At 71.1% G+C, this 12740-nt stretch carries 10 protein-coding genes; 3 read left to right on the top strand and 7 right to left on the bottom strand.

Annotation, left to right across the window (positions count from 1 at the left end; translation table 11 throughout):
- The first annotated feature begins 106 nt into the window (after positions 1-106).
- Positions 107-1933 carry a flavin-containing monooxygenase gene (locus tag OH802_RS14525; protein WP_406029068.1) on the top strand — a complete coding sequence of 609 codons (1827 nt, stop codon included), beginning with the start codon at positions 107-109 and terminating at the stop codon, positions 1931-1933.
- 12 nt (positions 1934-1945) lie between these two features.
- On the opposite strand, the gene OH802_RS14520 is transcribed toward OH802_RS14525, so the two are convergent.
- Together OH802_RS14520 and OH802_RS14515 are read right to left on the bottom strand one after the other, a co-directional pair.
- The gene (locus tag OH802_RS14520; RefSeq protein ID WP_406029066.1) at positions 1946-2605 is read right to left on the bottom strand and encodes a response regulator; all 660 of its coding nucleotides are present in this window, start codon (positions 2603-2605) and stop codon (positions 1946-1948) included.
- Complete coding sequence (locus tag OH802_RS14515) at positions 2602-3828, bottom strand: sensor histidine kinase (RefSeq protein WP_406029064.1); 1227 nt, start codon at positions 3826-3828, stop codon at positions 2602-2604. The genes OH802_RS14520 and OH802_RS14515 overlap by 4 nt, the downstream gene beginning before the upstream one ends.
- Before the next feature lie 129 nt (positions 3829-3957).
- On the opposite strand from OH802_RS14515, the gene OH802_RS14510 reads away from it, so the two are divergent.
- Positions 3958-4710, top strand: coding sequence for an SGNH/GDSL hydrolase family protein (locus tag OH802_RS14510; RefSeq protein WP_406029062.1), 753 nt, complete (start codon positions 3958-3960; stop codon positions 4708-4710).
- A 51-nt stretch (positions 4711-4761) separates the two neighbouring features.
- Here the strand turns inward: OH802_RS14510 and OH802_RS14505 are convergent, their stop codons facing one another.
- From OH802_RS14505 to OH802_RS14485, 5 genes are all read right to left on the bottom strand, one after another.
- Positions 4762-5226, bottom strand: a complete 465-nt coding sequence (locus OH802_RS14505; protein WP_406029061.1) for a hypothetical protein — start codon at positions 5224-5226, stop codon at positions 4762-4764.
- 141 nt (positions 5227-5367) lie between these two features.
- The gene (locus OH802_RS14500; protein WP_406029059.1) at positions 5368-6147 is read right to left on the bottom strand and encodes a class I SAM-dependent methyltransferase; all 780 of its coding nucleotides are present in this window, start codon (positions 6145-6147) and stop codon (positions 5368-5370) included.
- 105 nt (positions 6148-6252) lie between these two features.
- Positions 6253-8970 (bottom strand): DEAD/DEAH box helicase family protein, encoded by a 2718-nt coding sequence (locus OH802_RS14495; protein ID WP_406029057.1) that lies wholly within the window; start codon positions 8968-8970, stop codon positions 6253-6255.
- 119 nt (positions 8971-9089) lie between these two features.
- Positions 9090-10301 carry a multidrug effflux MFS transporter gene (locus OH802_RS14490; protein WP_406029055.1) on the bottom strand — a complete coding sequence of 404 codons (1212 nt, stop codon included), beginning with the start codon at positions 10299-10301 and terminating at the stop codon, positions 9090-9092.
- 70 nt (positions 10302-10371) lie between these two features.
- Positions 10372-11655, bottom strand: coding sequence for a hydroxyacid-oxoacid transhydrogenase (locus tag OH802_RS14485; RefSeq protein WP_406029053.1), 1284 nt, complete (start codon positions 11653-11655; stop codon positions 10372-10374).
- 139 nt (positions 11656-11794) lie between these two features.
- On the opposite strand from OH802_RS14485, the gene OH802_RS14480 reads away from it, so the two are divergent.
- A complete protein-coding gene (locus OH802_RS14480) occupies positions 11795-12727 on the top strand; it encodes a TauD/TfdA dioxygenase family protein (RefSeq protein WP_406029051.1) in 933 nt (310 codons plus the stop codon).
- Positions 12728-12740 lie beyond the last annotated feature (13 nt).

Here is a 12740-nt window from a genome sequence, read left to right as displayed (position 1 = left end):
CTGGCGTCCACCTCCGACTCCGAGGGTAGGTCCTCGCTGTGACCGGCGCCACATGCAATCGGCTGCAACCCTTTCTCCTACGCCCGCGCGGCGGTGTGCTGGGGGCATGACCCAGACACTCGAACCCACTCCCCCGGCCGTCCAGAGCGGCCCGGCGCAGACCTGGCTCGCCGACCTCGAGGCCGCCCTGAAGGAACGCGACATCCCCCGGGCCGCCGGCCTCTTCGCCACGAAGAGCTTCTGGCGCGACCTGGTCGCCTTCTCCTGGAACCTCACCACCGTCGAGGACCCCACCGGGGTCGCCGACCTGCTCGAGAGCACCCTGGACCGCGTCGACCCCGCCGGCTTCGCGCTGGAGGAGCCGGAGGCGACCGCGGACGGGGTGACCACCGCCTGGTTCACCTTCGAGACCGCGATCGGTCGCGGCCGCGGACTGCTGCGCCTCAAGGTCGAGGACGACCGTCCGAAGGCGTGGACGTTCCTGACCACGCTCTATGAACTCAAAGGACACGAGGAGCCCCGCGGCGTACGTCGCCCGAAGGGTGCCGAGCACGGCGTCAACCGTGACCGGGTGACCTGGGCCGAGAAGCGGCAGGCCGAGGCGGAGACGCTGGGCCTGACCGAGCAGCCGTACGCGGTGGTCATCGGTGGCGGGCAGGGCGGGATCGCGCTCGGCGCGCGGCTGCGTCAGTTGGGAGTGCCGTCTCTCGTCATCGACAGCTACGAGCGGCCCGGTGACCAGTGGCGCGGCCGCTACAAGTCGCTGTGCCTGCACGACCCGGTCTGGTACGACCACCTGCCCTACCTGAAGTTCCCCGACAACTGGCCGGTCTTCGCGCCCAAGGACAAGATCGGCGACTGGCTGGAGTCGTACGTCAAGGTGATGGAGGTGCCCTACTGGTCCTCGACCACGGCCACCAGCGCCTCCTACGACGAGGAGGCCGGCGAGTGGACGGTCACCGTCTCGCGCGGCGGCGAGGAGATCACGCTGCACCCGAAGCAGCTCATCCTGGCCACCGGGATGTCCGGCAAGCCGAACATCCCCGACCTGCCGGGCATGGACATCTTCGAGGGCGAGCAGCACCACTCCTCCAAGCACCCGGGGCCGGACGCGTACGAGGGCAAGCGGGTCGTGGTGATCGGGTCCAACAACTCCGCCTTCGACATCTGCGGAGCGCTGTTCGAGCACGGCGCCGATGTGACGATGGTGCAGCGGTCCTCGACCCACATCGTGAAGAGCGACACGCTCATGGACATCGGCCTCGGCGACCTCTACTCCGAGCGCGCGGTCGCCTCCGGGATGACCACGGAGAAGGCCGACCTGGTCTTCGCCTCGCTCCCCTACCGGATCATGCACGAGTTCCAGATCCCGCTCTACCAGCAGATGGCCGAGCGCGACGCCGACTTCTATGCGCGTCTGGAGAAGGCCGGGTTCCGGCACGACTGGGGCGACGACGGCTCCGGGCTGTTCATGAAGTACCTGCGCCGCGGCTCGGGCTACTACATCGACGTGGGCTCGGCCGAACTGGTCGCCAACGGCGACGTGAAGCTCGCCCAGGGGCAGGTCTCCCACCTGACCTCGTCGGCTGTCGTTCTAGAGGACGGCACCGAGCTTCCCGCCGACCTGGTCGTGTACGCCACCGGCTACGGCTCCATGAACGGCTGGGCCGCCGACCTGATCAGCCAGGAGGTCGCCGATCGCGTCGGCAAGTGCTGGGGTCTCGGCTCGGACACCACCAAGGACCCCGGGCCGTGGGAGGGCGAGCAGCGCAACATGTGGAAGCCGACCCAGCAGGAGGCGCTGTGGTTCCACGGCGGCAACCTGCACCAGTCGCGCCACTACTCGCTCTACCTCGCGCTGCAGCTCAAGGCCCGGTTCGAGGGGATCGAGACGCCGGTCTACGACCTAGCGCCGGTGCACCACCTCGCCTAGGGCTCTCCGGGGTCAGCGGCCGACCAGGCCGGTCTCGTAGGCCAGCACCACCAACTGGACGCGGTCACGAGAACCGGTCTTGGCCAGCAGCCGGCCGACGTGGGTCTTCACGGTGGCCTCGGCGACCACGAAGGTCTCGGCGATCTCGGTGTTGGACAGGCCGCGGCCGACCAGCGTGAGCACCTCGCGCTCACGCTCGGTCAGCGCCTCCAGCCGCCCCTCGATCGCCGGCCCGGCGGTCGCGGGAGCGGAGGCGGCGAAGTGCTCCAGCAGGCGCCGGGTGGTGCTCGGCGCGACGACCGAGTCGCCGGCGTGCACGGTGCGGATCGCGGTGAGCAGGTCCTCGGGGCGGGCGTCCTTGAGCAGGAACGCCGCGGCGCCCGCCCGGATCGCGGCGAAGGCGTACTCATCGAGGTCGAAGGTGGTCAGCACGATCACCCGGGGTGCGTCCTGGCGGCCGGCGATCAGACCTGTCGCCTCGACGCCGTCCATGCGGGGCATGCGTACGTCCATCAGGACCACGTCGGCCTCGGTCCGGCCCAGCGCGGCGACGGCCTCCTGGCCGTCGCCGGCCTCACCGACGACGCTCAGGTCGGGCTGGGAGTCGATCAGCATCCGGAAGCCGGCACGGACGAGCTCCTGGTCGTCCACGAGAAAGACACGGATCGTCATAGCGGGAGTCTTGCGTAGACACGGAAGCCGCCGCCGGAAGCCGGGCCGGTCTCGAGCGTTCCGTTGTGGGCGGAGATGCGCTCCTGCATCCCAATGAGGCCGAGGCCGCCCGACTGCGCGGTGGCGTCCGCTGCCGCGCCGCGGCCGTCGTCGGCGACCTCGATCGTGAGGCTGCCGTCATCGGCCGTCACGGTGACTCTGGCCGCGGCGCCCGGGCCGGCGTGCTTGCGTACGTTGCTGAGCGACTCCTGCACCACCCGGAAGGCGGTCAGCGCGACACCCTCGGGCACGGCGAGACCAGGCTCGGGAAGGTTCGCGGTCAGCTCCATCCCACCGGCGCGGGTCTCCTCGACGAGCGTCGCGATGTCGCCCAGCCGCGGCTGCGGACGGGTCAGCGTGTCCCCGTCGCGCAGCAGACCGAGCAGCTGCCGCATCTCGGCCAGCGCCTCGCGGGCGGTCTGCGCGACGGTCTCCAGTGCCTTCGGGGCGAGGGCCGGGTCCTGCTCGGCGGCATAGCGCGCGCCGTCGGCCTGGACCACGATCACGCTCAGCCCGTGGGCCACCACGTCGTGCATCTCGCGCGCGATCCGCGCCCGCTCCTGGGTCGCTCCGAGCTCGGCACGCTGCTCGGCCTCGCGGCGCAGCTGCTCGTTGCGCTGGATCAGCGAGTCGACGTACGCCGTCCGGGTTCGCGCCAGCGCACCGAGCGCCCAGGCGGCCACGGGGAACGTGGCGAGCGAGAGCACGACCGGGACGTAGGTGCTCCAGTTGATGGCGTCCTGGGACGCGTTGTTGGACGCGGCGTCGACGGCGCCCAGCCAGTCGTAGGCACCGAGAACGGACCCGAAGAGACCGACCGCGAGCGCGGCCAGGCCCCAGCGTGGCCTTGCGTAGCGCGCCACCGAGTAGACCGCGATCGGGAAGGAGACCTGGGAGACGAGCGGGTAGTCGAGGAGGAGCACCTGCAGCGCGCACGCGGAGGCCACGACGGCGTAGACGATCACCGGGTGCCGACGCCGCCACAGCAGCGGCACCAGCTGGACCACCACGAGCACCAGGTCGACGACATGGCTGGCGCTGGAGACGTCCTGGGCCGCGCCGCCGTCCAGCAGGGCCTGGATCGCGTAGAACGGGATGATCAGGAACAGGGTGCCCGCGAGCAGGACGTCGAACCACCATCGCCCACGCGGGCCGAGCCGCCAGGGCCGTACCAACTCCTCCACGCACCCACCGTAGAGGAGCCGAGGCGGCCCGGACGTCAGCCCGGGGACGGATGTGCTCCTCAGACCCGGGGCGGACTAGAATCCAGAGGCTGGCGATGGATATTCGCAGTTTGGTGCTTGGGAGGGCTCGTGGAGGCAGTGCGCTACGTCGCGATCGGTGACTCGTTCACGGAAGGAGTCGGTGACGAGACTCCTGACGGTCATGTACGCGGCTGGGCCGATCTGGTCGCCCAGGGCTGGGCCGCCTCCGGGACGAGAGTGGAGTATGCCAACCTCGCGATCCGCGGGCGTCTGATCCGCCCGATCGTCGAGGAGCAGCTCCCCGCCGCGCTGGCGCTGAAGCCGACCCACCTCTCCTTCAACGGCGGCGGCAACGACATGCTCCGCCCGAAGGCCGACGCGAACGCGATCGCCGACCTCCTCAACCCCGTGCTCGAGGCCTGCGACGCCAACGGGATCACGCTGATCCTGCTCTCCGGCGCCAACCCCTCGGCCCGGCTCCCGCTCGGCAAGGTCTTCCAGCGTCGCGGCGACGAGCTCGTCGGCCTGGTCGAGCAGCGGATCGCCCACCGTGACGACGTCGTGCGCGCCTACAACTGGCCCGACACCACCCTCACCGACGGCCGCTTCTGGTCCGAGGACCGCCTCCACATGAACGGCCGGGGCCACCACCGCGTCGCCGCCCGCGTCCTCGACTCGCTCGGCGTAGATGTCCCCGAGGGCTGGTGGGACCTCGACTTCGAGGCCGCCGCGGGCAAGAAGGGTCTGGCCTACTACCGCGAGTTCGTCGGCCCCTGGATCCACCGCCGCCTCACTGGCCGCTCCTCCGGTGACGGCCGCACCGCCAAGTTCCCGACCTGGACCCCAGCCTCGGAAATGTGAGACCCGGCCGCGGCATCTCGCCGGCGGCCGGGTGTCACGAGGCGTACGGGATCAGTGGGTCTTGAGCCACTTCGCGTACGTCTTGAACGCCGCCTGCGTCTTCGGCCCGGCGACACCGTCGACGGTGAGCCTGCTGTGGACGCGGTCGTTCAACAGGCGCTGCAGCGCCTTGATGGTGTTCTTCCCGGGATCGCCGTCGATGTTGCCGGTGTAGGCGTAGCCCTTCTTCAGGTACACCTGGAACGCCTTCCAGCTATTGGGGCCGAGCTTGCCGTCGATCTTGCCCGGGTACTGCTTGCCCGTGTAGCCGAACTTCTTCAGCAGCTTCCCCTGGACGATCTTGGCCTCGGTCGCGGTGAGGCCGAAGTTCTGGGTCGCCTGGGCGGAGACCGCGGCGGCAGTGTTGCCCGTGCCGACCTCGGCGTTGGCGATGCTGGCAGTGGCGAAGGTGCCGGTGGCGGCGAGGCCGACGGCAGCGACGGCGCCGACCATGCGTCGGGTGATGGTGGAGGTCATGATGGTGTCCCTTCGGTGGGGCTGGTGGTTGACGTGACAAGCCAACCGATCAGCACCGTCTGGGATCGGTCCAGAATCTGACACAGGTGTCCGCGGACTGCCAGAAACCTGTCATCTGGGAGCCAGAACGAGCCGTGGCCCTCAGCGTCGTCGTACGCGGAGCACGCAGGTCATCATCGGAAGGGTGAACTCGCCGTCCGACGTCTCCGGCCTGGTGGCGAGGTGGCGCCGGATCCGGGCGAGGGTGGACTCCCGTTCCTCGTCCGGCATGACCAGCATCCCGGCCCGGGTGCCGAGCGTCGCGACGAGCGAGTCGGCGGTGCGGATCTGCCCGTGCGGGAAGCCGGCCTGCTCCGGGGAGCCGAACCTCGCGGGTGCGTCCGTCCTCGGCAGGTGCAGGTCGGCCGTCTCCGTACGCCAGGCGTCCGGGGTGTCGCGCGGCCCGATCGCCGCGGGGCCGCTGACCCTCGCCAGCTCGGCGACCCAGTCGACGCCGTCGTCGACGGTGTTCCACAGACCGGCGAGCACCCCGCCCGGTGCCAGCACTCTGGCGATCTCCGGGCCGGCGTTGGCCATGTCGAACCAGTGCATCGCATTGCCGGCGAGGACCGCGTCGACGGAGGCGTCCGGGAGTGGGATCGACTCGGCGCTGCCCGACGACGCGGCGACCTCCGGGAGGCCCCTTCGCAGCTCGGCGAGCATCGCCTGGTCTGGTTCGACGGCCGTGACGGCCGCGCCCATCTGCACCAGGGTCGCGGTGAGTTTCCCGGTGCCGGCGCCGAGATCGAGCACCCGCGGCCCGGGCGCAGGCTCGAGTGCCCACCGGATCGCGTCGTGCGCGTAGTCGGGGCGATGGGTGGCGTACGCGTTCGCCGCCGCTCCGAAGGATGACGCATGCCGGTGCCGAACATCCGAGTCCATGCGGGCAACACTCCGGTACGTCGCCATAACTGACAACTCGATTGTCACAAGTGCCGTCTCGGCCGACGTAAGTGCCGTCTCGCCCGACGGGGGTGACGTCTCGGCTCAGGACCAGTGGCGGCGGATGACGGCGGTGACGTCGAAGGGGTCGGCGCCGCGTTGGGCGGCCAGTACGCCGGCGCCCTCGGGTGAGCCGGTGTAGAGCAGGCCGGAGCCGCCGACCCAGTGCTCCCAGGCGGCGAGGAACGACTTCGCGTCGGCTGCACGACGGCCGAGGGCGGCGGGCACCGCGTGCCAGGCCTCGGCGTCCGCGGCGTGCCTGCCAGAGACGCCCAGCCTCAGCCTCTCGAGAGCGTCCAGGTCGCCCACGACCGGACGCGAGACCAGGTAGCGGGGCGCGGCGATCGGCGCCAGTGCCTCCTCGAGCGAGGCGGCGAAGAGCGCCGACTCCTCCTCGGGAACCCCGGCCAGATGAAGGCGGTAGCTGCCGTCGGTGTCCACCGCGATCTCGAGCCCGGCAGCGCCGACCGAGGTCTGTCCGGTCGTGTTCAGCGCGTCGGCGACCGCCGCCCCGACCGCGCCGACGCTCGGGCGCCGGCGCAGCTGGGAGGCGATCCGAGTGCCGTCCCGATAGACGTTCACGGCCCACAGCGCCCACAGCCCGCCGACCACGCCACCGACGGCCCCCGCGACACCGCCTGCAGCACCGAAGGCGAGCGCCAGGACCAGCCCGATGCTCAACAGCGCCGCGGACGCGAGGACGGCCCTGGCCGGCAGGCGCCACTCCGGCACCCGGCCCTCCCGCAGCCGGAACGCCGGTGGCCGAGGAGCCAGCACCGCCCCCGACGGCGCGCGCAGCACGCCCGCCCGGCGGAGCCGGATCCGGACGGTGCGGCCGGCGACGTCGGCGTACGGCTCCCCGATCCGCCACCGCTCCCGGATCGCGGTACGGTCCTCCGAACGCGCGACCATGCGGGCGTTGACCTCGTCGAAGTCGGACTCCGGCGGGGCGGCGTACGGAGAGAACGTCTCGTCGATGTGGCCGACGCCGTCGACGACCGAGCCGTCCTCGTCGGCGCCGAAGAAGCCGGTGTGCTTGCGGACCAGGCGCTTCCAGTCGTTGTCGCCGCGCGGGTGCTCCTCCTCGACGCAGACGACCGTCCAGTTGACCGCGACCTTGTCGGGCCGAGCGGGATCCGTACGCAGCGACCGGCCGCGCAGCTGCACGACCGCCGTCGTGGTCGTGGCCGCGGTGAGGTCGACGATCCCGGTGACCGATCGGGCGTCCCAGCCCTCCCCGAGCAGCCCGCGCGTGCCGACCAGCACCCGGCAGCCGCCAGCTTCGAAGAACCGGGTCACGTGCCCGACCCATTGGCGACTGCCCCAGCGCCCCACGAGCGTGGCGTACGCCTCCCCCGGCTCGATCTCCAGGCCCTCGGCCAGAGCGGGGTCGGTCTCGGCGATGTGCTCGACCAGTGCGGCGAGGGTCGCCGCCGGCCCTGCGACGGTGGCGCCTGTGACCAGCAGGACGTCATCGTGGGACCCGCACAGCGTCGCGAGCACCGCCCGCGCGGACCCGGACTGCTCGGCGATCACCCCACGCAGGTCGACCGGCAGCGTGGCCGAGGCCCGCTCGTGGTCGGTGACGACCAGCAGCCGCAGCGAGTCGCCGTGCGCCAGCCGCTCGTGATCCACGATGGCCGCGGTCGCGGTCGTCTTCGCCTCCGAGCGCGCCAGCACCCGGTCGACGGGCGAGCGCCCGGCCCGGATGCCACGCCGGGTCAGCGAGTAGCCGACCGCCGGCAGCGCCTGCTTGATCGCGGCCAGCGCCTCCTGGTCGGGTTCCGCCTCGGAGGCGGCCAGATGCCCGCGTACCCAGTCACCGATCAGCGCCACCCAGTCCTCGGCCGACGGGTCGCGACGGTGCGCCTCGGTCAGGGTCGCCCCCTCGGGCAGGGCGAGCAGCCCGAGATGGTGCGCCCGCAGGGCCGCCGTGGCCAGATCGGGCCACGCCTTCGCGAGCTCGGCCCAGGACGGAGCTCCGGCCGGCCGCGACACGTACCGCCGGTCCAGCCAGCTCAGGAACGGCACGCTGCCCAGATCGGCCGAGGTCAGCGCGGTGAGCAGCTCCTCGAACCGCTCCGCGCTCCCCCGCAGCCACGCCCGCTCGCTCGGCGTCGGCGCGGTCAGCCAGACCAGGTCCGCGAAGGGCGCCAGGTCGCCCTCGCGCACCACGGCCGGGATCGAGGTCGAGAAGACGATCTCCCCGAACAGCAGCCCGACCAGCGCGGACTCCTCCTTGGTCAGCGCCTCAGGAGGAGTCGCGGTCAGTCCGAGCACCCGAGCTTCCGGCAGCAGCAGGAGGATCTCGCCCAGCAGCTCACCCCAGACCTCGAGCAGGTGGTGACACTCGTCCAGCACGAGCAGCAGCGGCCCGGCCGTACGCAGCGCCGAGACCAGCGCCCGGCCGTTGTCGTGCAGCCTGGCCAGGTGACTCTCCCCGGTCTCAGCCTCGTCGTCGGGGTCGCCGAAGACCGCGACCGACTGGTAGGTCAGCGACGTCAGCGGCGCCTCCAGATCCCGCGACGAGGACGCCGAGAGACCCAGCGCGGCCGCCTGGCGCAGCCACTGCCCCTGGATGGCCGTGTTGGGGCTGAGTACGACGACCTTCGCCCCGTCCGCGATCGCATCGCGTGCCGTCTCCAGCCCGACGAGCGTCTTCCCGGCCCCCGGCGGCAGCACCACCCACGCCCGCGAACGCCCCGCATCCCAGGCCGCGCCCAGGGCGGAGAGCGCCCGCTGCTGATGGACACGGAGCTTCACTCCGCGAAGCCTAGTCAGCGCCGAGAAGTCGCCCGCGTCGGCCGAGGCGTCAGGTACGTCGGCCGAGTGGGCATCACCGTGCCCACTCGGCCGACGTGAGTGACGCCTCGGCAGGGTTGTCAGGCCGCGGTGGCGAAGGCCGCCTCGGACTCCGGGTTGCGGGCGACCGAGCGCCGGGCGAGGGAGAACGCGACGGCGCCGAGGACCGAGGTGACCACCATGGTGATCGCGAGCGGCACCGCGGTGTGCTCACCGGCGACGGCGCCGAGCGGGGAGGCGAGGCCACCGCCGAGGAACATGATCCCGCCCATCAGCGCCGAGCCGGCGCCGACCGAGGGACGGGCCTGCTCGATGGCCAGTGCGCCGGTGTTGCCCATGATCAAGCCGACGCAGGTGGTGACGACCAGGATCGGCAGCAGGATGAGCGCCTTAGGCACCGGCGCCAGCGCGACGACGAGCACGAACAGCGCGCCGATGGCCAGCACCGGCTGTGCCGAGCGGATGATCTGCGCCGGGTGCACCTGCCGCTTGGCCAGCCGCGCCGAGAAGAGCCCGGCGACCGTCAGGAAGGCGGCGTTGACCGCGAACCCGATGCCGTAGACCGCCGCCGACGTACCGATCACCGACTGGTAGAGGAACGAGGAGGAGGAGACGTACGTCATCAGGGTGGCGAACGTGAGCGACTGCGTCAGCGTGTAGCCGAGGAAGGCGGGCTTGGCGAGGAGACGGCCGAGGTCGGCGTACTCGACCCGGCTGGTCCGGCGCTCGGCCGGCAGGCTCTCCCGGATCACCAGCAGCACGCAGACGACCTGCGCGACGGCGATCGCGGCCACGATGCCGAGCACCCCGCGCCACGGCACGAACCCGGCGATGGCACCGCCGATCACCGGGGCCAGGATCGGCGCGATCCCGCTGATCGACATCATGATCGACATCGCCCGGGCGGCGGCGAAGCCGTGGAGTACGTCGGCCACGATCGCCCGCGCCATCACGATCCCCGCCGCGGCGGCGAGCGCCTGGATGAAGCGGGCCGTGATCAGCAGCTCGACGGTGGGTGCCAGCGCGGCCAGCACACCGGCCGCCGCGGCCACGACCGACCCGATCAGGAGCGGCTTGAGCCGTCCGAAGCGGTCGGAGATCGGCCCCCAGGCGATCTGGCCGAGCGCGAGCCCGATCAGGAAGGCGGTGAGGGTCAGCTGCACGTTGCTCGCCGCGGCGCCGAGGTCGGTGCCGATCTGCGGGAAGGAGGGCAGGTAGAAGTCGATCGCAAGCGGCGCGGATGCCGAGAGCAGGGCGAGCGCGAGCAAGAGCCGCGGCGGGACTGACGTCACCGAGTGAACCTCCGGAGAGTTTGGTTGAATTAGACAACCAACCGAACGCCGTAGTCCCGCCGGGCATTCCTCACCAGAGCGTGATGGACCTCTCGAAGATCCCGGTCAGGTCCTCCGCCGACGGCTGCTTCGGCGCGGTGGCGAGCAGCCGCTGCTGCTTGAGCGCCCCCTCGACCAGGTCGGGGATGTCTCCGGCGACGTAGCCGACCTCGCCGATCCCGGCCGGGATGCCGATGTCCCGCATCAGGTCGCTCAGCACCCGGGGCAGTACGTCACGGGGCTCCTCCTTCGACTCGTCGAAGCCGGGCGCCAGCAGTCGGGCTGCGCGGAGGTGCCGCTCGGGGGCGGCGTCGAAGGTGTAGCGGAAGGCCTCCGGAGCGGTCAGCGAGACCGCCATCCCGTGCGGCACCAGCGCCTCGTCGCCCGGGTAGTCCTTGGGGTGGAAGTCGCGCACCCGCCCGGCGATCGGGTAGGCGCACGCGTGCGGGATGTGCACGCCGGCGTTGCCGAAGCCCAGGCCCGCGAAGGTCGCCGCGAACGCCATGTCACCGCGGGCGAGCGTGTCGTCGCCGTGCGCGACCGCCTGCCGGAACGAGCCCGCCAGCAGCGACAGCCCCTTCTCCGACCACATGTCGGAGATCGGGTTGGCGCCGCAGTAGGGCACCCGCTGGGCGGGCTCCTTGCGGTCGTAGGAGGTGTAGGGCCGGGCCGTGTAGCTCTCCAGCGCGTGGCACAGGATGTCCATCCCGGACGCGGCGGTCACCCCGGCCGGCTGGGTCATCATCAGGTCGGGGTCGACGACGGCCAGCGTCGGGCGCAGGCGCGCGTGCGAGATCCCGGTCTTCACCTTGAGCGAGAGCACGTCGAGCACGCACACGGTCGTCGACTCCGCCCCGGTCCCGGTTGTGGTCGGCACCGCGACCAGCGGCAGCAGCGGGTTGGCCGGCGCGAGTCCGCGACCCACCGGCGCGTTGAGGTAGTCCATCAGGTCGCCGTCGTTGGTGGTCAGCAGGTTGACCGCCTTCGCGGTGTCGATGCTCGACCCGCCCCCGACCGCGACGATCGCGTCGAACGGCCCGTTCTCGCGAGCGAACTCGACCGCCTGGCGCATGCTCTCGTCGGTCGGCTCGACATGGACGCCGTCGAAGACGACGGCAGTGACGTCGTACGCCTTCATCTGCTCGGCCACCCGCTGCGGCAGCCCGGTCGCGGAGATGCCGGGATCGGTGACCACGAGGGCGCGGCGCGCGCCCAGCGACGCCAGGTCGTAGCCGATCTCGGCCGATGCGCCGGTGCCGAACTTGAGCTGCGGGGAGCCATAGGTGAACACGGTCTCGGGTGTTGCGTGCGTCATGAGCGCACGATATCGACCGACTCCCACCCGCATCACCGGTCAGAGTGCCCAAACGTCTCGTGAGACACCCGTGGTCTTAAGTCATGTATTTCACTAGACTTTATTCAGATCAAGCCGACGCCGACAGAGGAGACCACGCATGACCATCACCGAAGCATCCCCCGTCAACGAGCTGACCGTCCACAAGGTCGGCGGCCGGATCGGCGCCCGCATCGACGGCGTCGCCCTCTCCGGCGACCTCCCCGCGGAGACGATCGCCGAGATCCGGTCCGCGATCCTGGAGAACAAGGTCGTCTTCTTCCGCGGCCAAAACCATCTCGACGACCGCGCGCAGATCGCGTTCGGCGAGCGCCTGGGGCCGCTGACGACGGCCCATCCGACCGTGAACACCGGCAGCGCCCGCGTCCTGACCCTCAAGGCCAACCGCGGCATGGCCGCCAACTCCTGGCACACCGACGTCACCTTCGTCGACCGGCCGCCGGCGTTCTCGATCCTGCGCGGCGCAGAGATCCCCGAGTACGGCGGCAACACCGTCTGGGCCAACACCGCCACCGCCTACGAGCGGCTCCACCCCCAGCTCAAGGCGCTGGTCGACAACCTGTGGGCGGTCCACTCCAACGACTACGACTACGTACGCCCCGACCAGGCCGAGTCCACCGACGACGTGGCCGCGCGCAAGCGCGAGGAGTTCGTCTCGACGATCTACCGGACCGAGCACCCGGCGGTCCGGATCCACCCCGAGACCGGCGAGCGCGCGCTCGTCCTGGGCCACTTCGTCAAGCACTTCAGCGGCCTGAACCAGAAGGAGAGCGCGATCCTCTTCAACCTCCTCCAGGACCGGGTCACCGCCCTGGAGAACACCGTCAGGTGGCATTGGCAGCAGGGCGACGTCGCTATCTGGGACAACCGCGCCACCCAGCACTACGCCGTCGCCGACTTCGACGAGCTGCCGCGCGAGGTCCGGCGCATCACCGTCCAGGGTGACGTACCCGTCTCCATCGAGGGCGAGCACAGCCGGGTGATCGAGGGCTCCGCCGAGGTCTACAACCGCCTCGACGAGCTGATCTCCTGATCTTCGACCGGCG

The sequence above is a fragment of the Nocardioides sp. NBC_00850 genome, assembly GCF_045207335.1.
Classification (GTDB): domain Bacteria; phylum Actinomycetota; class Actinomycetes; order Propionibacteriales; family Nocardioidaceae; genus Nocardioides.
Note: the sequence above shows the minus strand (reverse complement) of the source record. Positions and strands in the feature narration are given on the sequence as shown.